Source organism: Frigoribacterium sp. CFBP 13605, assembly GCF_014839405.1.
GTDB lineage: Bacteria > Actinomycetota > Actinomycetes > Actinomycetales > Microbacteriaceae > Frigoribacterium.
In genome coordinates this window covers 1-22,178 of sequence record NZ_JACYNS010000003.1, presented here as the reverse complement: position 1 = coordinate 22,178, position 22,178 = coordinate 1, and the positions used below count along the sequence as shown (strand labels likewise).

The following is a 22,178-nucleotide window of genomic DNA, read 5'->3' as shown; positions in this document are numbered from 1 at the left end:
GGCCGGGACGATCCGTACCGTGGTGGGCAGACCGACGTCGCGCCCCGCGCGCGGCACCGAGCACACGATCCGACAGGACACCACCATGGGATTCCTCGACCGCCTCCTCGGCCGCGAGCCGCAGCAGGGCCAGCCGCAGCAGCCCTCCGCTCCGCAGGGCTACCGGTACGGGCAGCAGAGCTACGAGCAGCCCGCCGCCCCGCAGCAGGGGTACGGCCAGCAGGGGTACGGCCAGCAGGGCTACGGCCAGCAGTCGTCGGTCCCGGCCTCGTCGGCCGGCACCGGCCCGGCCCGCAGCGACGACGAGATCGCCGTCGAGCGGTACCGCTACCTGCTGAAGACCGCCCCGCCCGAGACCATCGAGCAGGTGCACGCCGAGGCGTTCGCGAAGCTCAGCCCCGAACAACGCCGTCTCGTCTTCGACCAGCTGACGGCCGAGTCGAGCCCCGGCGAGGCACCGCGCGGCGACGACGCCGGCTCGCTCGCCCAGGCCGCCACCCGGTCCGAGCTCCGACGACCCGGGACCCTCGAGCGCACCCTCGGCGGCGGCCCGGACGGACGGCAGCAGGTCGGGCCGAACGGCCAGCCCCTCCGTCAGGGCCCCGGCATGGGTTCGATCATCGGCGGGTCGATCCTGGGCACGGTGGCCGGTTACGTCATCGGGTCGACCCTGATGAGCGCGTTCCTGCCCGACGCCGGGGCGACGGCGGACGGCGGCGCGGGTGACGACGCCGGCGGCGACCAGGGCTCCGAGGGCGAGGGCGGCGCGGACGGCGGTGCCGACGCCGGCACCGAGACGGCGAGCGACGGCGGCGGCGACTTCGGTGCCGACGGGGCCGGCGACTCCGGCGGGGGTTTCGGGGACTTCGGGGGAGGCGACTTCGGCGGAGGGGACTTCGGCGGAGGCGACTTCGGCGGAGGCTTCGACATCTGACACCTGGGCATCACCCCCGGGACGGACCTCCGGTCGCGGACTAGCGTCGGGGGTCCGTCCACGATCCGCCGAGAGGCCCGAGGTAGCACCATGACCAGCACGAGAACCGCCGTCGTCACCGGAGGGTCCGCGGGACTCGGCCGGGCCACCGTCCGAGAGCTCGCCGCGCGCGGATGGGACGTCGCGATCCTCGCTCGGGGACAGGACGGCCTCGACGGGGCCGTCCGCGACGTCGAGGCCGCCGGTCGCCGTGCGCTGGGCATCTCGACCGACGTGGCCGATCGCGCCCAGGTCGAGTCGGCCGCCGATCGCGTCGAGGCCGAGCTCGGGCCGATCGACCTCTGGGTCAACGACGCGATGGTCGGTGTGTTCGGCGAGTTCCTCGAGACGGACCCCGACGACTTCGAGCGGGCCACGGCCGTCAACTACTTCGGCTTCGTCAACGGCACTCGTGCGGCCCTGTCGCGCATGGTGCCCCGCGACCGCGGGCAGGTCATCCAGGTGGGATCGGCGCTCGCCCACCGAGGCATCCCGCTCCAGGCCTCGTACTGCGGTGCGAAGCACGCCGTCCAGGGCTTCACCGAGTCGGTGACGACCGAGTTGATCCACAACAAGAGCTCGGTGCGGATCAGCACGGTCGACATGCCGGCCCTCAACACCATCCAGTTCAACTGGGTGCGCTCGACCCTGCCCGAGCACCCCCAGCCCGTGCCGCCCATCTTCGAACCCGAGGTCGGGGCCCGGGCGATCGCCGACGTCGCCGACAAGCCGCGTCGCCGGACCTGGCTCGGCGAGCCCACCGTCATGACGGTGCTCGGCAACCGGTTCGTCGCGAACTTCCTCGACGTCTACCTCGCCAAGAGCGGGTACTCCGGCCAGCAGGCTCCCGACAAGAGCGAGCCCATGCTGCCCGACAACCTCTACGAGCCCACGGCCGGTGACCACGGGGCTCGCGGCATCTTCAGCGACCGCGCGCGCACCACGAGTCCGCAGGTCTGGTACACCCGCAACCGTGCCCTGACCGTGGGGGCCGTGGTGGGGGCGTCCGCGGCCGCCACCGCCGCCGTGGTGGGTCGGGTGACCCGCGGGCGTCGGGCATGAGCGCCGCGCCCGAGGTGGACGCGGTCGTCGTCGGTGCGGGGCCCAACGGTCTCGCGGCGGCCGTGGTGCTCGCTCGGGCCGGTCTCCGCGTCGAGGTCGTCGAACGGGCGGACACGATCGGTGGGGGAGCGCGCACCCAGGAGGCGACCCTACCGGGCTTCCGCCACGACATCTGTTCGGCCGTGCACCCCATGGCCCTCGCGTCGGGGTTCTTCCAGCGGTTCCAACTCGACCGCCGGATCGAGCTGACGGTCCCCGACATCTCGTACGCCCACCCGCTCGACGGCGGACGTGCCGGCATCGCCTACCGGGACCTCGACCGGACGGCGGACGGGCTCGGTGCCGACGGTGCCGCCTGGGCGCGCCTCCTGCGGGGTCTGGTCGAGACCGAGCCCCGCATGGCGAAGTTCACGATGCGCGAGCTCGTCCGGGTGCCGGACGACCCGGTGACCCTCGCACGCTTCGGTCTGGCCGCCCTGTCACAGAGCGGCCCCTGGTGGAACGCCGGGTTCTCGGGTGACGAGGCCCCGGCCATGCTCGCCGGGGTGATGGCCCACGCGATCCGCCCGATGCCGAGCCTGTCGACCTCGGCCGCCGGGCTCGTCCTGGCCGTCCACGCGCACGCCCGGGGCTGGCCGGTGCCGACCGGTGGCAGCCAGTCGATCGTCGACGCCATGGCCGACGACGTCCTGGCCCACGGAGGCACCATCACGACGGGCGTGGACGTCACGTCGATCGACGAGCTGCCGAGGGCGAAGGCCACGATCTTCGACACGAGCGCCCGTGCCCTGGCCGACATCGCGGGCAGTCGTCTGCCCGACCGGTACGAGCGCGCCCTGCGGCGCTTCCGGTACGGGAACGCGGCGGCCAAGGTCGACTTCGCGCTGTCGGGGCCGGTGCCCTGGGCGAACGACGAGGCCCGGCGCAGCCCCACGCTGCACCTCGGGGGGACGCGGGCCGAGATCGCCTCGGGCGAGCACGACGTCGCCTCGGGTCGACACGCCCGCACGCCGTACGTCCTGGTGGCCCAGGCGGGCGTGGTCGACGGCACGCGCGCCCCCGACGGTCAGCAGGCCCTGTGGGCGTACACGCACGTCCCGCGCGGGTCCACGGTCGACCAGACCGAGACCGTCATCGCCGGCATCGAGCGCTTCGCGCCGGGGTTCCGTGACACGATCCTGGCCACGAACAGCCGGACGGCGGTCGACCTCGAAGCGCACGACCCCAACTACATCGGCGGCGACATCGCCGCCGGGGCCCCGAGCGTCTGGCAGCTGGCAGCACGGCCGACGCTGTCGACCGAACCGTGGCGCACGCCGACGCCGGGCCTCTACCTGTGCTCATCCTCGACCCCGCCGGGCCCCTCGGTGCACGGGCTGGGTGGCGCCTACGCCGCGCGCAGCGCCCTGAAGCACGAGTTCGGCATCGACCGGCTGCCGTACCTCGGCGTCGACTCCTGATCGCGTCGACTCCCGACGGGGGAGGCGTCCGACGCCCGATCTGATCCACGGCGGCAGGGGCGCGTCAACGGGGTGCGCGGCGCGCGGGGACCGTGCCAGGATCGACGGATGAGCACCACGCACCGCTTCATCGAGGCCTCACCCCACGACGTCTTCGACGTGCTGAGCGACGGGTGGCTCTTCACGAGCTGGGTCGTCGGGTCGGCGCGCATCCGCGAGGTCGAACTGACCTGGCCGAGCGTCGAGGCCAGGGTCCACCACTCGTTCGGGGTCTGGCCGTTGGTCATCGACGACGTGACGACCATCCTCGAGTGGGACCCTCCGGTCCGGGCCGTGTTCCACGCCAGGGGCTGGCCGATGGGCGAGGCCCGGGTCGAGATCGACGTGCGCAACCGCATGGGCGGCTGCTTCGTCACGATGACCGAGTACGCCGTCGCGGGCCCCGGTCGGCTGGTGCCGAAGGCCCTGATGGACCCGCCGCTGCACTGGCGCAACAGAGAGGCGCTGCAGCGACTGGCCTGGTTGGCCGAGGGTCGCATGACGGATCGCGTCTCGCCCAGCTGAGCGGCACCTCCTGAGCCGCGGCCGGGGGTGGACCGACCCGCACCTGCCGACCGTCGTCCGGTCGAGGAGGCGCGGGTCCGGTCTCAGCGCTCGGCCAGCGAGTCGCGTACCTTGCGGCGCAACACCTTGCCGATGAGCGACCGGGGGAGGTCGTCGACGACGACGATGCGCCGCGGCACCTTGTACGGCGTGAGGTGCTTGCGCGCGAACGCGCGCAGGGCCGCGACGTCGACGTGGGCGCCCGGCTTCACGACGATCGCGGCGGCCACCTGTTCGCCGCCGGGGGTGGGCAGACCCACGACCGCGGCTTCGGCGACGCCCTCGAACCGGGTCAGGACCTCTTCGACCTCGGACGGCGAGACGTTGAAGCCGCCGGTGATGATGAGTTCTTTGATGCGGTCGACGATGCGGACGAACCCGTCGTCGTCGATGGTGACGATGTCGCCGGTGCGGAACCAGTCGCCGTCGACGAAGACCTCGCCCGATTCTTTCGGCTTGCGGTAGTACCCGCTGAAGACCTGCGGGCCACGGACGATCAGCTCGCCGCGTTCACCGGCCGCCACGTCGACCGTGGGGTTCTCGGGGTCGACGACGCGCACCTCGGTGCCCGGCAGGGGCAGACCGACCGTGCCCGCGCGGCGCGTCGGACCGACGGGGTTGGCCATGAGGACGGGCGAGCACTCGGAGAGCCCGTAGCCCTCGACCAACCAGCCGCCGGACTCGGCCTCCCACGGCTCGACGACGTCGGCCGAGAGCGGCATGGCCCCCGAGATCGCGACGTCGACGCCCTTCAGCGAGACGCCGGCGTCGTCGGCGGCCTTCTGCAGACGGGCGTAGATCGGGGGGACCGCGGGCAGGAAGGTCGGCGGGTGCTTCTTCATGACCTTGAGCACCAGCGCCGGGTCGAAGGCCGGGAAGAGCACGAGTCGGGCGCCCATGCTCATCGCGAAGGTGAGGCAGAGCGTCAGGCCGTACGCGTGGAACATCGGCAGCACCGCGTAGACGACGCAGGTGCCGCGTTCGATCGTCGGCACCCAGGCCTGGGCCTGCGCGGCGTTCGACAGGAGGTTGTGGTGCGTCAGCTGGGCACCCTTGGGCGCGCCCGTGGTGCCGCTCGTGTACTGGATGACCGCCAGGTCGTCGGTGGTCGGTCGCGGGTGCCTCGCCTTGATGCGCGACGAGCCGACGACCTTCTCCCACGGCGTGGTGCCCGTCACGGTCGTCGTGAGGCGTTCACGGGACTGGCGGGCCTTCTTGATCGGCAGGGCCAGGGCCGCCCGCGTGGTGAACGGCATCGCCCGGGTGACGTCGACCGAGACGAGGTGTTCGACGGCCACGTCGTCGGGGAAGGCCTGGATGGTCTCGACCACCTTGTTCCAGGCGATGGCCACCTTGGCGCCGTGGTCCTCGAACTGGTGACGCAGCTCGCGCGGCGTGTAGAGCGGGTTGTGCTCGACGACGATCGCGCCGAGGCGCAGCACCGCGTAGAACGCGACGACGTGCTGCGGACCGTTCGGCAACACGATCGCGACGGTGTCGCCGTGCCCGACCCCGAGCTTGCGCAGCCCCTCGGCCGCCCGCGCGATCTGGTCGACGAGCTCGGAATAGGTGGTCGTCGCCCCGAAGAATTCGAGCGCCACCGCCCTGGGGTACCGCGCCGCGGAGGCCTCGACCAGGTCGAGCAGCGAGCCGTCGACCGGTTCGAGGTCGTGCGGCACGCCGGGTGCGTAGGAGTCGAGCCAGGGACGAGCGCTGTCGGTGGTCACCGGGCCACTCTATCGACCGCCGGGCGTACCCCGTGGGCTCGGTGCCGGCTGGCAACCTGACCGCGGACGAGGAGGCGCGGCGCAGCATGGTCCTCGACATCACGAAGAGAGGAACGACACATCGTGAGCAAGGTCTGGTTCATCACCGGTGCATCCAAGGGCTTCGGCCGCGAATGGGCCGAGGCGGCCCTCGAACGCGGCGACATGGTCGCGGGCACCGCACGGAAGATCGACGACGTCACGCCCCTCGTGGACGCGTACGGCGACTCCTTCCTGCCCCTCCAGCTCGACGTCAACGACCGTGCGGCCGACGTCGCCGCGGTGCAGAAGGCCGCCGAGCACTTCGGACGGCTGGACGTCGTCGTGAACAACGCCGGCTTCGGCCACTTCGGCATGATCGAGGAGATCACCGAGGACGAGGCCCGTGCCCAGCTCGAGACGAACCTCTTCGGCGCCCTCTGGGTGTCACAGGCGGCGCTCCCGATCATGCGCGAGCAGGGCTCGGGTCACATCGTCCAGGTGTCGAGCATCGGCGGCATCAGCGCCTTCCCGACGGTCGGCATCTACCACGCCTCGAAATGGGGGCTGGAGGGCTTCAGCCAGTCGCTGGCCCAGGAGGTCGCGGGCTTCGGCATCAAGGTGACCCTCGTCGAGCCCGGCGGCTACTCGACCGACTGGTCGGGCCCCTCCGCCTCGCGCAGCGACGAACTCGAGGCCTACGCCGACGTCCGTGAGGCCGCGTCGAAGCGTCCCTCGGCCGCCGACCCCGGCGACCCCACGGCCACCCGTTCCGCGATCCTCACGGTCGTCGACGCCGACGAGCCGCCGCTGCGCGTCTTCTTCGGCAAGGCGCCGCTCGAGATCGCCACGAAGGACTACGAGTCGCGTCTGGCGACCTGGAACGAGTGGCAGCCCGTCTCGATCGAGGCTCACGGGAACTGAGACCCACCCCGAGTCGCACGCCGCGCCTCCTGCCCCTCCCCGGGACGCAGGAGGCGCGGCGTGCGTCCGGCGGGACCGCCGACGGCGTCCGCCGCGAGCGTCCAGCCACCGCGGCGCATGATCGAGGCATGCCCGCACTGACCGAACCGCTCCGCGCCCGCCTGCAGTACACCTTCAACGGGCAGTACACGGGCACGCCCGAGTGGGTCACCGACCTCGAGAAGGGCGACGACGAGGGGTTCTTCCTGCCGGGCTCGGCGGTGTGGGCCGTGCACGGCGCCATGTCGACCATCCCCGCCGGCGTGCGGGCGCTGCTCGTCCAGGCGCTGCACCCGGGGGCGCTCGCCGGCGTCCACGACCACTCGCGCTTCCGCGAGGACCCGCTCGGCCGTCTCGCCGGCACCATCCGCTGGATCTACACCGTCTCGTACGGCAGCCGCGAGGCCGCCACCCACGCGTCGAACTGGGTGTCACGCCTGCACACGAAGGTCGTCGGCACGTACGACGACCGGAACGGCGTGACCCACGACTACGCCGCCAACGACCCGGAGCTGCTCAGCTGGGTGCACATGGCCTTCGCCGACTCGTTCCTCGCCGCCTACCTCGAGTGGGGCCACGAGCCGATCCCCGGGGGACCCGACGCCTACGTCCGCGAGTGGGCGACGGCCGGCGAGCTGATGGGCGTGCCGAACCCGCCGCGCAGCGTCGCCGAGATGCAGTCACAGCTCATGGACTTCGACCGCCGGGGCGTGCTCGAGCGCACCGCGCGCACCGACGACGTCGTCAAATTCATCAAGCGACCGCCGCTCTTCCCCGCTCTCAAGGTCGGTTATCCCGTGCTCTTCAACGGCGCGGTGGGCACGCTGCAGCCGCGCTTCCGCGAGTTGCTCGGGCTGCGCGCGCCGCACGTCGGCCCGATCGGCATCCCGACCCGGGCGCCGGCGCAGGCCATGCTCGCGGGCGTCGGGGGAGTCCTCGGCAAGCGACCCGTCGCCGAGGAGCACGCCCTCGCCCGGCTCGACCGCATCGGGTGGACGGCCGCCTGACGGACGACCCGGGGCAGCGGGACCGTGGCCCCACGGCCCCCTGACCGGGGAGGGCGGGCGCGGGCACGCGCTGACAGGATGAGCCGGTGACCGACAGTAGCCCCCTCGCGGACGCGACCGACGAGGGCGAGGGGACCCGCGCCTCCGGGGTCCGCCGGAACCCCACGGGCCGGTGGCTGCTCGAGTTGCTCGCGATCGTCCTGGTGGGGCTGTTGCTGTCCTGGGGCGTGCGGACCTTCCTCGTGCGCAGCTTCTCCATCCCGTCGGGATCGATGGAACGGACGCTGATGATCGGCGACCGGATCATCGTCAACGAGCTGGCACCCGGACTCCTGCCGTTGCACCGCGGCGACATCGTCGTCTTCGAGGACCCGGGCGGGTGGCTCGGCTACGGCGACGACGCCGGTCAGGACCTCGTCAAGCGCGTCATCGGCCTGCCGGGCGACCACGTCAGCTGCTGCGACGCGGACGGCCACGTGCTCGTCAACGGCCTGGCCCTCGACGAGCCGTACCTCACGCTCGCCGACGGCGGACCCCGCGCCTCGGCGACCGACTTCGACGTGACCGTGCCCGAGGGGGCGCTCTGGGTGCTCGGCGACAACCGCGACCGGTCGGCGGACTCCCGCGCCCACCAGACCGGGCCCTACGCGGGCTTCGTGCCCGTCGACGACGTGATCGGGCGGGCGTTCGTGGTCAGCTGGCCGATCGACCGGTGGCAAGGTCTCTGACCGCGCCGACCGGACACGCCGACGGGGCCCCGTCGGCAGGACCCGCCCGGAGGGTCAGCCCGCGGCGATGAGCCGGTCGCGCACCTCGCGCCGCAGCACCTTGCCGATCAGCGACTTGGGCAACTCGTCGAGCCGGACGACCCGCCGCGGCACCTTGTAGGCCGCCAGCTGGCCGCGTGAGGCGTCGCGGATGGCCTCGGCGTCGAACTCGGCACCCGGCTCGAGCACGACGGCCGCCACCACGTCCTCGCCGCCGCCCGACCGGGGCAGGCCGACCACGGCCACCTCGGCCACGCCGGGGGCGTTGCGGACCGCCTCCTCGACCTCGGAGGGGGCGACGTTGAAGCCACCCGTGACGATGAGCTCCTTGATGCGGTCGACGATCGTGACGTACCCGTCGGTGCTCATCGTGACGATGTCGCCGGTGCGGAACCAGCCGCCCTCGAGGAAGGCCTCGGCGGTCTCGTCGGGTCGGTTCCAGTAGCCGCGGAACACCTGCGGGCCCCGCAGCAGCAGTTCTCCGGCGGCCCCGGCGACGACCGGGCGGCTCGGATCGGGGTCGTCGCGGTCGACGACCAGGGCCTCGGTCGACGGGAACGGCACGCCCACGGTGCCGACGCGACGGGTCGGACCGATCGGGTTGCCGAGGGCGACGGGCGAGGTCTCGGTCAGTCCGAACCCCTCGACCAGCATGCCGCCCGTGACGCCCTCCCAGGCCTGGACGACGGCGGTCGGCAGGTTCATCGCGCCCGAGATCGCGAACCGTGCCGACGACAGGTCGACGCCGCGCTCGCGGGCCGCGTCGGCGAGGCGCTGGTAGATCGGCGGCACGGCCGGCAGGAAGGTCGGCGGGTGCTTCTTCGCGGCCTTCAGCACGAGGTCGACGTCGAACTTGGGGAAGAGGACGAGGCGCGCCCCGATGCTCATCGCGAACGTCAGGCAGAGCGTGAGGCCGTAGGCGTGGAAGAACGGCAGCACGCCGTAGACCGTCTCGTCGCCGTCGACGAGTCCCGGCACCCAGGCGCGACCCTGCGCGGCGTTGCTGCGGAGGTTGCGGTGGGTGAGGATCGCGCCCTTGGGCGAGCCCGTGGTGCCGCTGGTGTACTGCAGCAGGGCGATGTCGTCGACGTCGGGTCGGGGGTGCTTCTTGCGCAGCGGACGGTTCGCGAGCAGCCCTTGCCAGGTGACGTCGCCCTCGGCTCCGTCGGTGAGGGCCGCGCGGCTCTTCTTCGCGGCGGGCACCGGCAGCTTGAGGGCGAGGCGCGTGCCGAGGGGCATGCCCTTCGTCACGTCGACCGAGACCACGGTCGAGAAGCCGATGTCGGCGGGCAGGGAGCGCAGTCGGTCGACCAACTTGTCCCAGGCGATGGCGATCGTGGCGCCGTGGTCCTCGAAGAGGTGGCGCAGCTCACGGTCGGTGTAGAGCGGGTTGTGCTCGACCACGACCGCGCCCAGGCGCAGCACCGCGTAGAACGCCACCACGTGCTGCGGGCTGTTCGGCAGGATCAGGGCGACCCGGTCGCCGCGACCCACGCCGAGCCTCCTGAGGCCCTCGGCCGCGCGGGCGACCTGGTCGCCCAGGTCGCGGTAGCTCGTCTCGCGTCCGAAGAACTCGAGGGCCGGCTTCTGCCGGTACGTCGACACGGCGTCGTCGATGAGGTCGACGAGGCTGCCCGTCACGGGCTCGATGTCGGCGGGGACGTCGGGGGCGTAGCTGTGCAGCCACGGGCGATCGATCGGGGCGGTCATGCCCCCACCTTGGCAGGGCCGGGTGATGAACCCCCGGGAGGCGCGGGTCGCGTCGCCGAGGACGCCCACCCGGGTGGGCGGACGGCTCAGCGGGCGTCGCGCCCGGTGAGGGCGAGCAGGCGGATGCGCAGCGGCGCGTCGTCGTCGACCGGGACGGGGGACGCGAACAGGCCCGAGGCCTCGAGGGCGTCCTTCTGCGGCGCGAACACGCCCCAGACGGCCTCGACGAGCGCGTCGTCGAGCTCTTCGTCGGTCCCCACGGCGCGGGCGAGGTCCCAGGTGTGGATCGTCACGTCGGCGACCTGCTCGGCGAGGTACTCGTGGACGGGCACGACGTCGGCGCTCAAGCGCACCTCGGCGTGGGGGTCGGCCGCGCTCCAGGCGGCGGTGGCGGCACCGGACCACCGGTGCCAGGCCTCGACGAGGTCGTCGCCGAGCGGCTCGATGGAGTTCTCCGCCTCGGAGGGGTCGCCGCCCTCGAGCAGCAGCGGCACCCACTGCTGCTCGCGCGTGACGTGACGCACGAGGTCGCGGACCTTCCACTCGGTGTCCGGCGTCGGGGCGTCCCAGTCGGCCACGGCCTCGACGCGACGGGCGAACTCGTCGTGGGCGGTCTTCTGCAGGGTGATCCAGTCGACGGTCATCGGGAGTCCTCTCGGGGCGGGGCGGTGGCTCTCGGCGTCAACCGCGTGGGACGGCACGGTGTTCCCGAGGGCACTGCCCCGATGGTAGGACCGTCGGCTAGGGTCGTCGGCATGACCCTCGGCCTCTCGATGCTGGCGCCCCTCGCGGCGTTCGTCGAGGCCGTGCTCTCGTCCGGCGGAGCGCCGCTGTCCGCGGTCGTGCTCGTCGGCCTGCTCGGTGCGGCCACCGCGGTGGCCGCGCTCGGCGTGGCCCGGGTCGTGCTCACGCTCTGCGGGCTGGCCGGGGCGGTGCCCGAGGTGACGCTCCGTGAAGAAGCCGGCACGCGCCTCCTCGTCTGGCGACGCGACCCGGACGCCCGCGGGCACGTGCGGTCCCGGGCTCCCGGGCGGGCCGTCCCGGCCGCCTGAGCGCACCCGTGCCCGCGTCGACCCGACGCCCCTCGGCGGCCAGAAGACACCCACCGTCTCTCTGACCGAGGAGTCCGCATGGACCTGTCCACCTTCCCCCCGATCGCCGTCGTCCTCGGCGGTCTGCAGTCGCTCGTCACCACCCTCGGCGTGCTCGTCGAACCGGTGGCCGGGTCGTCCGCCGCCGCCCTCGGCGTCGTGCTGCTCACCCTGCTCGTCCGGCTCGTGCTCGTGCCCGTGGGCGTCTCGCAGGTGCGCGCCGAGGTCGCCCGTCGCCGCCTGGCCCCCGCGATCGCCGACCTGAACCGCCGGATCACCGACCCCGCGGCCCGCAGCAAGGCGCTGATGGCGCTGTACGCGTCCGAGAAGGCGTCCCCGCTGGCCGGCTGCCTGCCGACGCTCGCGCAGGCACCCGTGCTCACGGCGGTCTACTCGCTGTTCGCGCACTCCGAGATCGCCGGGCACGCCAACGCCCTGTTGACGCACACCCTCGGCGGGGCCGCCCTCGGCGCCAACCTGTTCGCCTCTCTCGCGGTGGGGCTCCCGGCGGTCTGGCCGTACCTGGTGCTGCTCGCGCTGCTCGCCGTCGTGGTCGAGACGAGCCGGCGCGCCACGCTCCGCTTCACCGGCACGGTCACCGTCCCGACGGCCGGGCCGGGGCAGGAGGCGCTCCCGGGCATGGCGGGCCTGGTGCGCTGGCTGCCGTTCGTCAGCGTGCTGTTCGCGGCGTTCGCCCCGCTCGCGGCCGCTCTCTACCTCGTGACGAGCGCGGCCTGGACGCTGGGGGAGCGCGCCGTGCTGCGGCGCGTCCTCGCGGGATGACGCGGAAGGGCCCGCCCTCGCCGAGCGAGAGCGGGCCCTTCGTGGTGCCGGTGCCTACGCGGCGAGCGTGAACTGGATCTCGAGCGTGACGGTGACGTCGTTGCCCAGCGTGAAGCCGCCGGCCTCGAGGGCCGCGTTCCAGGTGACGCCGAACTCGGTGCGGTCGATCTTGGTGGTCGCCGAGAAGCCGAGCTTGGTCTGGCCGTAGCCGTCGACGACGAGGCCGCCGAACTCGCTCTTCAGGGTGACGGGCTTGGTGACGCCGCGGAGGGTGAGGTCGCCGTGCACGAGGAACGCGTCGTCGCCCTTCTCCTCGATGCTGGTCGACACGAAGGTCATCTTGGGGTGCTCCTCGGCGAGGAAGAAGTCGCCGGTCTGCAGGTGGCCGTCGCGGTCCTTCTGGTTGGTGTTGACCGAGGCCACGTCGATCGAGGCGGTGACCTTCGAGGCGGTGTGGTCCTCGGCCGTGACCAGCGAGGCGTCGAAGGACTCGAACGAGCCCTTGACCTTGCTGATGGCCAGGTGGCGGACGCTGAACGAGACCTCGCTGTGGGTGGGGTCGAGGTTCCAGGTGCCGGCGGGGATCTTCTCTGCGGTGATGGTCATGGTGTTCTCCTGAATCTGTGAGGTCGAGGTCGATGACGTGTCATCGAAGCTGGTACGAGTATATGCAAGCGCATCCAGCGGGACAACATTCCCGGGGTGTCCGGACGATGTCGAGGGGATGTCCTGCGGACCGGCCGGGTCGGGCCGGACGGGCGTCGGGCCGGACGGGCGTCAGGCCGGGCGGCGCTCGGGGGAGACCGTCTTGCCGGGGTCCTTCTCGGCGAGGTCGCCGAGCGCCTCGTCGATGCGGGCCATGACGTCGGCGGGCACCGTGACGCCCGCCGCCTTGACGTTGTCGGCCACCTGCTCGGGGCGCGAGGCCCCGATGATCGCGGAGGCCACGTTGTCGTTCTGCAGCACCCACGCGATGGCCAGTTGGGCCATCGAGAGGCCGAGGTCGGCGGCGATCGGCTCGAGCTTCGCGACGCCGGTGAGCACCTCGTCGGTGAGGAAGCGCTTGATCGTGTCCGCGCCTCCCTTGTCGTCCGTCGCGCGGCTGCCCGCGGGCAGCTCGGCTCCGGGCTTGTACTTGCCGGTCAGGACGCCCTGGGCGACGGGCGACCAGACGATCTGGCCGAGGCCGTGCTGCTTGCTCGCCGGCACGACGTCGGACTCGATGACGCGCCAGAGCATCGAGTACTGGGGCTGGTTCGAGATCAGCTGCACGCCGTGCTTCACGGCGAGCTCGTGGCCCGCCCGGATCTGCTCGGCGGTCCACTCGCTGACGCCGATGTAGAGCGCCTTGCCGGCGCGGACCACGTCGGCGAACGCCTGCATGGTCTCTTCGAGCGGGGTCTCGTGGTCGTAGCGGTGGGCCTGGTAGAGGTCGACGTAGTCCGTGCCGAGGCGGCGGAGCGACCCGTCGATCGACTCGAGCACGTGCTTGCGGCTGAGGCCGACGTCGTTGTGCCCGCGGGGGCCGGTGGGCCAGTAGACCTTCGTGAAGATCTCGAGTCCCTCGCGACGCTCACCCTTGAGGGCGTCGCCGAGGACCTGCTCGGCCGCGGTGTTCGCGTAGGCGTCGGCGGTGTCGAAGGTCGAGATGCCGGCGTCGAGGGCCGCACGGACGCACTGCGTCGCCACGTCGTTCTCGACCTGGGACGCGTGCGTCAGCCAGTTGCCGTAGGTGATCTCCGAGATCTTGAGTCCGCTGTCGCCGAGGTGTCTGAATTCCATGACCCCACGCTACGCGTCGCAGGGGACGCGGCGAAGGCCCGTGCGGTCGGCTGAGGAGGCGTACAGTGACGATTCATCAGATCATGTCCCCCGGCTGGGGGACACGATCCGTCGGACGTCGCGGTCCCCTGCGGGACCGGACGTCCGAGGCTCCCACTGCCCCGACCCGACTGGATCACCACCGTGACCTCCGCACCCGCCTTCGCGGCGCCCGGCCCCGTCCTGACGCCGACGCTGCCCGCGACGCCGACACCGTTCGTGCCGAACCGGGGCGGCCTGCCCTCCGTCCCGGGGGAGGACGTCTCGGCCGCCCTGCCGTGGGCGGACTGGTCGAGCCTGCAGTGGGCCGGCACGGTGCTGCTGGCCGTGCTCGTCGCGCTGGTCCTGACCGTCACCATCGGTCGCATCGTGCGCAGGCTCTACCTCGTCCGCGAGCAGGAGGAGCTCGGCCACGGCGACCTCGACGGCCCGGTGCTGCCCCCGGCGCACGCGTTCACGGCCCTGGTGCCCGCGCACGGGCCGGCCGGCCTGGCCGTGACGCTCGACCTGCTGGCCCGGCAGCGGCACCCCGACGTGCGCGTCCTCGTGGCCGTCGACGCGGACGACGCCCTGACCCTCGACGTCGCCGCCTCCGCCGTCCGGCGTCACCCGGAGCGGGTCCGGATCGTCAGGACCGGCCCGCTCGCCGGGCGGACGCCCGTGGCCGCCTCCTCCCTCGCGGACGAACTCGCCCCCGACGGTGACGGCATCGTCGGCGTCTTCTCCGCGGGCGACCGGCCGCACCCCCGCCTCTTCGCCCTGGTCGACTCGGTGCTGACCCGCACGGACGCCGACGCGGTCCAGCACGCCAGTCGCCCGGCGCTCGCGGCGACCCCCTGGTGGACGCCCCGGTCGACCGTCGACCGCTGGTGGTGGTCCCGGTCGGTGGTCCGCTCCCACGGTCGCGCCGGCTTCGTGCCGCTGTCGGACAGCACGCTCTTCGTGCGTCACGCGTGGCTCGCCTGGGCGGGGGGCTGGGACGCCTCCCGCGTCGAGGCGGGCCTGGCCCTCGGCGTGCGCATGACGGCGGCCGGTGCCCGGATCGTCATCGCGACCTCGGCCGAGGCGACCACGGTCGAGCGGTCGCCGGGTGGGCTCCGCGACCTGGCCCGCGCCCGGGCGACGTGGGTCCGCGGCTGCCTGCAGGTGCTGGGGCAGGGCGACTGGCGTCGGCTCCGGCCGGGCGCGCGGCGCCGCGCCCTCGGCGTCCTCACCGAGCCGCTGGTCGACGCCGCCGTGACGGTCCTCACGGCCACGACGGTCGCCTCGACGGTCCTGGTCGGTGCACCCGTCCTCGTCGTCGCGCTCGCGGCGCTCCCGGTGCTGCCCTGGATGCTCTCGCAGCTCCTGGACGTCGGGGCCACGACGGAGGCGGCTGCGGAACAGGGGCGGCGTGCGACGAGCCGGGAGCGCCTCCTGGTCGTCGTCGGTTCGGTGCCGGACCGGCTGGTCACCCTCTGCGCGGTCGTCACGGCGGTCGCGGCGGAACTCGCGATCGTCCGCCCGCGGGTCGTCGGCCCCTCGACGAGCGCCCCGGTCCTCGCCGGGCGACCCGTCGGGCTCGACGAATCCGCCGTCGGATGACCGGCAGATGTCGCCTGTCTGGCAGTTGGCCCAGATCTGCGTACCCCGACCAAACCGATCCGGCGACGTCCCCCGAACCGGTGTCATGCCCGAACCAGAGTCCCCCGTCCAGGGGGCACGTCCCGACCGTGCCGCCACGACGAACCCGACGCCACCCCTGCGCCTCGTCGCACGGGTGAAGGAGCTCGCGACGTTCGGCGCCGTGGGCGGGATCGCCTTCGTCGTCGACGTCGGCGTGTACAACCTGCTGCGCGCCACCCTGCTCGACGACAAGCCCATCGGGGCCAAGGTCGTCTCGGTGATCGTCGCGACGGCCGTCGCCTGGCTCGGCAACCGGTACCTGACCTTCCGGGAAGGACGCAACCAGGCCGTCGTCCGTGAGGCCGTCACCTTCGGCCTCGTCAACGTGGGCGGCCTGTTGATCGCCTCGGCCTGCCTCTTCGTCTCGCACTACCTGCTGGGCTTCACGAGCCAGCTCGCCGACAACGTCGCGGCCAACGGGGTCGGTCTCGTCCTCGGGACCGCCTTCCGCTACCTGGCCTACCGCCACCTCGTCTTCCGCGGCTCGCCCGCGGTCACCACCACGGCCGACACCCCCGACCCGTCGGCCGCGCTCGCCACCGTCATCGGCCCCCGGCCGACCGACGACCCCATCCCGAAGACCACCTCGCAGGCCCACCTGCACCCGACCCCCTGACTGGAGAGTGATCCTGTGTCGACTGACCCGACCCAGATCCCGACATCACATCTCGCAGCGGGCGAACCCGCCCCGTTGCTCACCCCGCAAGCCCCCGCCGACCCGTCGCAGTTCGTCCCGAACCGTGGCTCGACCGGTGCCGCCGACTCGATGATCGGCTTCCAGCTGCCCGACTGGTCGCCCCTCGAGTGGATCGGCTACTCGTCGCTGATCGTCGTGACGATCCTGCTGACCGCGGTCGCCGTGTCGACCCTCTGGTGGATGCTGCACGCCTGGCGGTCGAAGGACAACCTCGACGACAGCCAGTTCAGCGAGAACCCCCTCGACGCCGCCCACTCGTTCACCCTGCTCGTGCCCGGCCGGCACGAGGAGGAGGTCATGGGCCAGACCCTCGACCGCCTCGCCCAGCAGGACCACCCCGACTTCGAGATCATCGCGATCGTCGGCCACGACGACCCCGGCACCGAGCGGGTCGCCCGTGAGGCGGCCGCCCGTCACCCCGAGCTGATCCGCGTGGTGGTCGACTCGAGCGTGCCGAAGAACAAGCCCAAGGCGCTGAACCTGGCCCTCCAGTCGTCGCGCGGTGAGATCGTCGGCGTGTTCGACGCCGAGGACGAGGTGCACCCCCGCCTCCTGACGCTCGTCGACTCCCGGTTCACCGAGACCGACGCCGACGTGGTGCAGGGCGGCGTCCAGCTGATGAACTTCCAGAGCAGCTGGTGGAGCCTGCGGAACGTGCTCGAGTACTACTTCTGGTTCCGGTCGCGCCTGCACTTCCATGCCAAGGAGAAGTTCATCCCGCTCGGCGGCAACACCGTCTTCGTGCGCAAGGACTGGCTCGACTGGTCCGAGGGCTGGGACGCCGAGTGCCTCGCCGAGGACTGCGAGCTCGGCGTCCGCCTCTCGAGCGCCGGGGCCAAGGTCGTCGTGGCCTACAGCCCCGAGGTCGTCACCCGCGAGGAGACCCCCGGCACCTTCGTCTCGCTGCTCAAGCAGCGCACCCGCTGGAACCAGGGCTTCATGCAGGTCTACGGCAAGGGCGAGTGGAAGAAGCTGCCCCGCCTGCGCCAGCGCCTCATGGCCCGCTACCTGCTGACCATGCCGTTCATCCAGGCCGCCACCGGTCTGCTCATCCCCGTCTCGATCGTCCTGATCCTGACCACGAAGGTGCCGACCGCCATCGCACTCGTGTCGTTCGTGCCCCTGGCGCCGACGCTCGTGCTGTTGGCCGTCGAGTTCACCGGCCTGCGCGAGTTCGGGCGGGTCTACGGCCAGAAGGTCCGGGCCCGGGACTACTTCCGCCTCGTCTGGGGACTGCTGCCGTACCAGATCTTCCTCGCGCTCGCCGCGGTCCGGGCGGTCTTCCGCCAGCTGCGCGGCCTCAACGCCTGGGAGAAGACCGAGCACACCGGCGCGCACCGCGACGAGGTCGCGACCGAACCGCAGGAGGCGCCCCGCGCCTCCTCGACGGAGCCCGCCCTGGCCATGACCGGAGGTGACCGATGACCAGCACGCTGAACCGCCCCCGCGCGGCCGGCACCACGGTGTCGAACGGACCGGGAACCCCCGTGGTCCCCACGAAGGACCCGAGGGGCGCCCGGCCCGCGTCGTGGTTGCGTCGACACGGCGCGAGCCTCGCCTGGCTGCTGCCCGTCCTCGCCATCGCCGCGGTCGTCATGGCCTTCAACATGGACGGCTCGCCGCAACGCATCGACGACGAGGGCACCTACGCCGCCCAGGCCTGGGCCATCCAGAACCTCGGCGAGATCACCCACTACACCTACTGGTACGACCACCCGCCGGTCGGTTGGCTGCAGATCTCGGCCTACACGGCCCTGACCGGCGCCTTCTCGCGATACGACGTCGCCGTGCTCGCCGCTCGCGAGGCGATGCTGTTCTTCACGGTCGTCTCGGTGGCCCTCGTCTGGCTGCTCGGCCGCAAGCTCGGCCTCAGCCGTCCCGCGGCCGCCGTGGCCGGTCTCGTGTTCGCCGTGTCGCCGCTGGCCCTGCAGTTCCACCGCACGGTCTACCTCGACAACGTCGCCACCCCGTGGCTGCTGGCCGCGTTCGTCTTCGCCCTGAGCAAGCGCTACCAGCTCGCCGGCTTCGCGGCGGCGTCCCTCTCGTTCGGCATCGCGGTGCTCTCGAAGGAGACGTACCTGCTGGCGCTGCCCTTCCTGGCCTGGATCATGTGGCGCGGGGCCGACAAGTCGACCCGTCGGTACACGTTGTCGATCGCGGGCAGCCTGCTCGTGCTCGTCGGCCTCGGCTACGTCGCGCTCGCCGCGGTGAAGGGCGAGCTGCTGCCCGGTGCCGGCAGGGTGAGCCTGCTCGAGGGCATCCAGTTCCAGCTCGCGACCCGTGAGGCGAGCGGCTCGGTGTTCGACACCGGCAGCCTCTTCTTCGCGACCGTGTCGCAGTGGTGGCAGCTCGACCAGGTGCTCATCGTGCTCGGCACGCTGGCCTCGGTCGTCGCGGTCTTCGTCAAGAGGCTGCGCCCGCTCGGCGTGATGATGGTGTTCCTGATCGCCTTCATGTTCCGTCCCGGCGGCTACCTGCCGGTGCCCTACGTGATCATGCTGCTGCCGTTCGCGGCGCTGCTCGTCGCGGCCGTCACCGACCACGCGGTCCGGGCTTTCCGTGCCCGTCGGGCCGGCGCGCTCTCGACCGCGGCGTCCCGCACCGGTTCGGTGGCCTGGCTCGCCCTGACCCTCGCGGCCGTCGTGGCGATCGTCCCGCTCTGGGCCGTGCAGTTGCGCGGCTTCCTGGACAGCGACCTCGACGCGCCCATGCGCAACGCCGAGAGCTGGGTCGAGACGAACGTGCCGAAGGACAGCCGCCTGCTGGTCGACGACGCGGTCTGGGTCGACCTCGTCAAGGCCGGCTTCGCCCGCGACAACGTGATCTGGTTCTACAAGATCGACACCGACGGTGCCGTCCAGGCGCAGTCGCCGAACGGCTGGCGCGACTCGGACTACCTCTTCGAGACCGAGTCGGTCCGCACCTCGGGGCCGACCTCGCCCGAGATCCGCGAGGCCCTCGCGAACTCGACCGTGATCGCCTCGTTCGGCGACGGCGACCAGCAGGTCAACGTCCGGCAGATCGACAGCCAGGGGGCCGCGCAGGCGCAGACCGAGGCGGACGACGCCGCGTCGGCCCGTTCGCAGGCCGGTGCCGAACTCGCCCAGAACCCGAACCTGCAGATCTCGTCGACCCTGTCGACGGCGCTCTCGGACGGCCGCCTCGACCCGCGCGCGATCATCGTGCTCGGTCAGCTCGCCGCCCTCGGGCCGATCTCGGTCGCCGACCCCGCGGCCCTGCCGGGCGAACAGGACGCCCTGTTCCGGCAGTTCGACGTCACCCCGCAGGGTGGTCAGTCGGTCGACGAGGTGCGGACCACGCTCGAGGGCCTGGGCAGCGTCTACGTCCCCGAGTCGGTCGTCCCCTCGGGCGACGGACTGCGCGTCACCTTCTCGGCCGTCGCACCGACGGGCGTCCTCTCGAACTGATCGCCACGCCGGCGTCCGTCCTCCCGCGGGCGCCGGCACCTCCTCACCGCGTCCCACCCGTCCCGGGTGGGACACCCGACCGGAAAGGACCAGCCATCGTGGCTTCCCTCTCACGCACCACCACCGCACCCGCCGCCGTCACCGGCGTCCCGTCCCGACGCCGCCGTCTCGCGACGGTGCTCGCCCTCACCGCCGCCACCGGGGTCGCCCTCGCCGGCGCCCTCGTGGGCACGTCGCCCGCGCACGCCGCCGACGGGGACGGCTGGGTCCGCGTCGGCCACCTCTCGCCCGACACGAAGGCCGTCGACGTGACGCTGACCTCGCTCAAGGGCGGGCAGGTCGTCATGGACCTCGACGACGTCACCTACGGCCAGGTCAGCCCCTACCAGGCGCTGGCGGCGGGCACCTACGTGGTCTCGATGACGGCCGCGGACGCACCCACCAGTGCCAAGCCGGTCATCACGTCGAACATCACGGTCGACAGCGGCCAGCCGATCACCGCCGTCGCCTACGGCCCGAACGACGACCTGAAGACCCAGGTCTTCACGGACGACCTGACGGCCCCGGCCGACGGCCAGGCCAAGGTCCGCCTCGTGCAGGCCGCGAACGTCAGCAAGACCGTGACGGTCGCGACGAGCACGGGCACCACCATCGCCGAGGACGCGCCCTTCGGCAGCGCCAGCGGCTACGCGCAGGTCGCGGCCGGCCCCTGGACCCTCGACCTGACCGGCAAGAAGGTGACCGGCACGAGCGACGTCGACCTCGCGGCGGGCAGCATCAACACGCTGTTCGTGCTCGACAACTCGACCGGCGGTCTGACCGTCGTCCCGGTCGTCGACAGCGCGGCCACGGCGCAGGCGCCCGTCGGTGGCGTCCAGACCGGTGGCGGCTACCTCGCCGAGCACCCGCAGAAGAGCGAGACCAAGGGCCTCTGGGCCACCGTGCTCGGCTGGTTCGGGGCCTGACGCCCGGCACCACCCGACAGGACGAGGAGGCGCGGTGAGCGACCCGTCGCACCGCGCCTCCCCGGCCCCGATCGCGTCCCGTGCGTCGACCGGGTCGACCGACCGCAGCACCGAGCAGGAGAAGAGAACGACATGACGAAGAAGACGAAGGCGCTGCTCGCAGCGGCCGTCGTGGTGGCCCTCGCCATCACCGCCGGCATCGCCTCCCTCGTCGTCGGAGGGGCCGGCGGCCCGTCGACGGACCAGGCGGGCGCGAACGCGACCGGCACCCCCGGGACGGGTACGGCCACTCCTCAGCCACGGACGGCCGCCGAGATCGGCAAGGACTTCCTCGACGGGTACGTCGACGACGACGGCCGCGTCGTGCGTCGCGACCAGGGCGACGACACCGTCAGCGAAGGGCAGGCCTACGGGATGCTCATCGCCGTCGGAGTGGGCGACGAGGACCGTTTCGATGCGATCTGGGACTGGACGAAGAGCAACCTGGTGCGCCCGGACGGCCTGCTGGCCTGGCAGTGGAAGGACGGCGAGGTCGTCGACGACATGCCGGCCAGCGACGCCGACGTCGACGCGGCTCGGGCCCTCGTGCTCGCCGGCTCGACCTTCGACCGCTCCGACCTCACGACCGAGGGCGTCGACCTCGGCACCGACGTGCTCGACGAGATGACGGTCTCGACCGACGTCGGCCGCATCCTCTTGCCCGGACCGTGGGCGATGGGCTCCGGCCCGTGGTCGTACAACCCCTCGTACGCGTCGCCCGCGACCTTCGCGCAGCTCGGCGAGGCCAGCGGCGACCCCCGATGGGCCGAGCTCGAGACCGGCTCGCGAGCCGTGACAACGAACATCCTCGCCTCGACGGCCCTCCCGAGCGACTGGGCCCAGGTGCAGCAGGACGGCACGACGGTCCCGCTGCCGAGCGCCGACGGGTCGTCGGGCACCGTGCAGTACAGCTACGACGCCGGTCGGCTCGCCCTGCGCTACGCCGAGTCGTGCCAGCCCGAGGACGTGGAGCTCTCGGCGTCGATGGCCTCCGTGCTGCAGCGCTACGACGAGCTGCCCATGCAGCTCGACCTCGGCGGGCAGTCGGTCGGTTCGGACCAGAGCCCCCTCGCCTACGCCGCCCGTGCCGCCGCCGAGGCCAGCGACGGCCAGCACGACCGGGCGACGGCCGACCTGCGGACCGCCGACTCGCTGTCACAGTCGACGCCGACCTACTACGGCAGCGCCTGGGCGGCGCTCGCCGCCCTGCAACTCGAGGGTTCGAGCCTCGGCGCCTGCACCCCCCTGGTGGTGAACGGATGAGCCTCTCGACGTTCGTCGCCGGTCACCGCGCGGCGGTCCTCGCCGCGGTCGCCGCCGTCGTCCTCGTGGCCGGTGGCGTGACGGTGGCCGCCGTCGCCGCCCGGACCGACGCGGACGCACCCGGCTCCGTCGCCAC

General features: G+C 72.5%; 20 protein-coding genes. 15 read left to right on the top strand and 5 right to left on the bottom strand.

Annotation, left to right across the window (positions count from 1 at the left end):
* Nucleotides 1-19 precede the first annotated feature (19 nt).
* The 4 genes from IFT36_RS01900 (at nucleotide 20) to IFT36_RS01885 (ending at nucleotide 4,059) form a co-directional block, all read left to right on the top strand.
* On the top strand, nucleotides 20-934 hold the full coding sequence (locus IFT36_RS01900) for a hypothetical protein (protein WP_307784998.1): 915 nt from the start codon (nucleotides 20-22) through the stop codon (nucleotides 932-934).
* Between the two features lie 90 nt (nucleotides 935-1,024).
* The gene (locus IFT36_RS01895) at nucleotides 1,025-2,035 is read left to right on the top strand and encodes an SDR family oxidoreductase (RefSeq protein WP_043594173.1); all 1,011 of its coding nucleotides are present in this window, start codon (nucleotides 1,025-1,027) and stop codon (nucleotides 2,033-2,035) included.
* A complete protein-coding gene (locus IFT36_RS01890; protein WP_159827008.1) occupies nucleotides 2,032-3,495 on the top strand; it encodes a phytoene desaturase family protein in 1,464 nt (487 codons plus the stop codon). The genes IFT36_RS01895 and IFT36_RS01890 overlap by 4 nt, the downstream gene beginning before the upstream one ends.
* Before the next feature lie 108 nt (nucleotides 3,496-3,603).
* Nucleotides 3,604-4,059, top strand: coding sequence for an SRPBCC family protein (locus IFT36_RS01885; protein ID WP_056048541.1), 456 nt, complete (start codon nucleotides 3,604-3,606; stop codon nucleotides 4,057-4,059).
* An 83-nt stretch (nucleotides 4,060-4,142) separates the two neighbouring features.
* Here IFT36_RS01885 and IFT36_RS01880 read toward each other — a convergent pair whose 3' ends face one another.
* Nucleotides 4,143-5,825, bottom strand: coding sequence for a long-chain-fatty-acid--CoA ligase (locus IFT36_RS01880; protein ID WP_200412294.1), 1,683 nt, complete (start codon nucleotides 5,823-5,825; stop codon nucleotides 4,143-4,145).
* 123 nt (nucleotides 5,826-5,948) lie between these two features.
* Here IFT36_RS01880 and IFT36_RS01875 point away from each other — a divergent pair, with 123 nt between their 5' ends.
* From IFT36_RS01875 to lepB, 3 genes are all read left to right on the top strand, one after another.
* Nucleotides 5,949-6,767: an SDR family oxidoreductase gene (locus IFT36_RS01875; RefSeq protein WP_200412293.1), complete on the top strand. Its 819-nt coding sequence runs from the start codon at nucleotides 5,949-5,951 to the stop codon at nucleotides 6,765-6,767.
* A gap of 128 nt (nucleotides 6,768-6,895) precedes the next feature.
* Nucleotides 6,896-7,813 carry an oxygenase MpaB family protein gene (locus tag IFT36_RS01870; RefSeq protein ID WP_200412292.1) on the top strand — a complete coding sequence of 306 codons (918 nt, stop codon included), beginning with the start codon at nucleotides 6,896-6,898 and terminating at the stop codon, nucleotides 7,811-7,813.
* 86 nt (nucleotides 7,814-7,899) lie between these two features.
* Nucleotides 7,900-8,541: a signal peptidase I gene (lepB, locus tag IFT36_RS01865; protein WP_307784997.1), complete on the top strand. Its 642-nt coding sequence runs from the start codon at nucleotides 7,900-7,902 to the stop codon at nucleotides 8,539-8,541.
* 54 nt (nucleotides 8,542-8,595) lie between these two features.
* Here the strand turns inward: lepB and IFT36_RS01860 are convergent, their stop codons facing one another.
* Nucleotides 8,596-10,290 carry a long-chain-fatty-acid--CoA ligase gene (locus IFT36_RS01860; RefSeq protein WP_200412291.1) on the bottom strand — a complete coding sequence of 565 codons (1,695 nt, stop codon included), beginning with the start codon at nucleotides 10,288-10,290 and terminating at the stop codon, nucleotides 8,596-8,598.
* Nucleotides 10,291-10,376: 86 nt separating this feature from the next.
* The gene (locus tag IFT36_RS01855) at nucleotides 10,377-10,934 is read right to left on the bottom strand and encodes a TIGR03086 family metal-binding protein (protein ID WP_056048524.1); all 558 of its coding nucleotides are present in this window, start codon (nucleotides 10,932-10,934) and stop codon (nucleotides 10,377-10,379) included.
* Between the two features lie 111 nt (nucleotides 10,935-11,045).
* On the opposite strand from IFT36_RS01855, the gene IFT36_RS01850 reads away from it, so the two are divergent.
* Nucleotides 11,046-11,342: a DUF6412 domain-containing protein gene (locus IFT36_RS01850; RefSeq protein WP_056048521.1), complete on the top strand. Its 297-nt coding sequence runs from the start codon at nucleotides 11,046-11,048 to the stop codon at nucleotides 11,340-11,342.
* A gap of 78 nt (nucleotides 11,343-11,420) precedes the next feature.
* Complete coding sequence (gene yidC / locus IFT36_RS01845) at nucleotides 11,421-12,164, top strand: membrane protein insertase YidC (RefSeq protein WP_200412290.1); 744 nt, start codon at nucleotides 11,421-11,423, stop codon at nucleotides 12,162-12,164.
* 54 nt (nucleotides 12,165-12,218) lie between these two features.
* On the opposite strand, the gene IFT36_RS01840 is transcribed toward yidC, so the two are convergent.
* Together IFT36_RS01840 and IFT36_RS01835 are read right to left on the bottom strand one after the other, a co-directional pair.
* The gene (locus IFT36_RS01840) at nucleotides 12,219-12,770 is read right to left on the bottom strand and encodes a YceI family protein (protein WP_054144994.1); all 552 of its coding nucleotides are present in this window, start codon (nucleotides 12,768-12,770) and stop codon (nucleotides 12,219-12,221) included.
* A gap of 171 nt (nucleotides 12,771-12,941) precedes the next feature.
* Nucleotides 12,942-13,946 (bottom strand): aldo/keto reductase family protein, encoded by a 1,005-nt coding sequence (locus IFT36_RS01835; RefSeq protein ID WP_056048517.1) that lies wholly within the window; start codon nucleotides 13,944-13,946, stop codon nucleotides 12,942-12,944.
* A gap of 183 nt (nucleotides 13,947-14,129) precedes the next feature.
* Between IFT36_RS01835 and IFT36_RS01830 the strand changes: the two genes are divergently transcribed.
* The 6 genes from IFT36_RS01830 to IFT36_RS01805 all read left to right on the top strand — a co-directional run bounded on the left by IFT36_RS01830 (nucleotide 14,130) and on the right by IFT36_RS01805 (nucleotide 22,042).
* Nucleotides 14,130-15,569, top strand: coding sequence for a glycosyltransferase (locus IFT36_RS01830; RefSeq protein ID WP_200412289.1), 1,440 nt, complete (start codon nucleotides 14,130-14,132; stop codon nucleotides 15,567-15,569).
* 85 nt (nucleotides 15,570-15,654) lie between these two features.
* Nucleotides 15,655-16,266, top strand: coding sequence for a GtrA family protein (locus tag IFT36_RS01825; protein ID WP_200412288.1), 612 nt, complete (start codon nucleotides 15,655-15,657; stop codon nucleotides 16,264-16,266).
* Nucleotides 16,267-16,281: 15 nt separating this feature from the next.
* Nucleotides 16,282-17,772: a glycosyltransferase gene (locus IFT36_RS01820; RefSeq protein WP_233568480.1), complete on the top strand. Its 1,491-nt coding sequence runs from the start codon at nucleotides 16,282-16,284 to the stop codon at nucleotides 17,770-17,772.
* Complete coding sequence (locus IFT36_RS01815; RefSeq protein WP_200412287.1) at nucleotides 17,769-19,775, top strand: ArnT family glycosyltransferase; 2,007 nt, start codon at nucleotides 17,769-17,771, stop codon at nucleotides 19,773-19,775. The genes IFT36_RS01820 and IFT36_RS01815 overlap by 4 nt, the downstream gene beginning before the upstream one ends.
* 98 nt (nucleotides 19,776-19,873) lie before the next feature.
* Nucleotides 19,874-20,740 (top strand): DUF4397 domain-containing protein, encoded by an 867-nt coding sequence (locus IFT36_RS01810; protein WP_056048509.1) that lies wholly within the window; start codon nucleotides 19,874-19,876, stop codon nucleotides 20,738-20,740.
* Nucleotides 20,741-20,872: 132 nt separating this feature from the next.
* The gene (locus IFT36_RS01805; protein WP_192122702.1) at nucleotides 20,873-22,042 is read left to right on the top strand and encodes a glycosyl hydrolase family 8; all 1,170 of its coding nucleotides are present in this window, start codon (nucleotides 20,873-20,875) and stop codon (nucleotides 22,040-22,042) included.
* The last annotated feature ends 136 nt before the right edge of the window (nucleotides 22,043-22,178 follow it).

Coding starts and splice junctions, on each gene's coding strand:
- IFT36_RS01895 (WP_043594173.1), top strand. CDS start 1,025: ATGACCAGCACGAGAACCGCCGTCGTCACCGGAGGGTCCGCGGGACTC.
- IFT36_RS01890 (WP_159827008.1), top strand. CDS start 2,032: ATGAGCGCCGCGCCCGAGGTGGACGCGGTCGTCGTCGGTGCGGGGCCC.
- IFT36_RS01885 (WP_056048541.1), top strand. CDS start 3,604: ATGAGCACCACGCACCGCTTCATCGAGGCCTCACCCCACGACGTCTTC.
- IFT36_RS01870 (WP_200412292.1), top strand. CDS start 6,896: ATGCCCGCACTGACCGAACCGCTCCGCGCCCGCCTGCAGTACACCTTC.
- IFT36_RS01860 (WP_200412291.1), bottom strand. CDS start 10,290: ATGACCGCCCCGATCGATCGCCCGTGGCTGCACAGCTACGCCCCCGAC.
- IFT36_RS01855 (WP_056048524.1), bottom strand. CDS start 10,934: ATGACCGTCGACTGGATCACCCTGCAGAAGACCGCCCACGACGAGTTC.
- IFT36_RS01850 (WP_056048521.1), top strand. CDS start 11,046: ATGACCCTCGGCCTCTCGATGCTGGCGCCCCTCGCGGCGTTCGTCGAG.
- yidC (WP_200412290.1), top strand. CDS start 11,421: ATGGACCTGTCCACCTTCCCCCCGATCGCCGTCGTCCTCGGCGGTCTG.
- IFT36_RS01840 (WP_054144994.1), bottom strand. CDS start 12,770: ATGACCATCACCGCAGAGAAGATCCCCGCCGGCACCTGGAACCTCGAC.
- IFT36_RS01835 (WP_056048517.1), bottom strand. CDS start 13,946: ATGGAATTCAGACACCTCGGCGACAGCGGACTCAAGATCTCGGAGATC.
- IFT36_RS01825 (WP_200412288.1), top strand. CDS start 15,655: ATGCCCGAACCAGAGTCCCCCGTCCAGGGGGCACGTCCCGACCGTGCC.
- IFT36_RS01815 (WP_200412287.1), top strand. CDS start 17,769: ATGACCAGCACGCTGAACCGCCCCCGCGCGGCCGGCACCACGGTGTCG.
- IFT36_RS01805 (WP_192122702.1), top strand. CDS start 20,873: ATGACGAAGAAGACGAAGGCGCTGCTCGCAGCGGCCGTCGTGGTGGCC.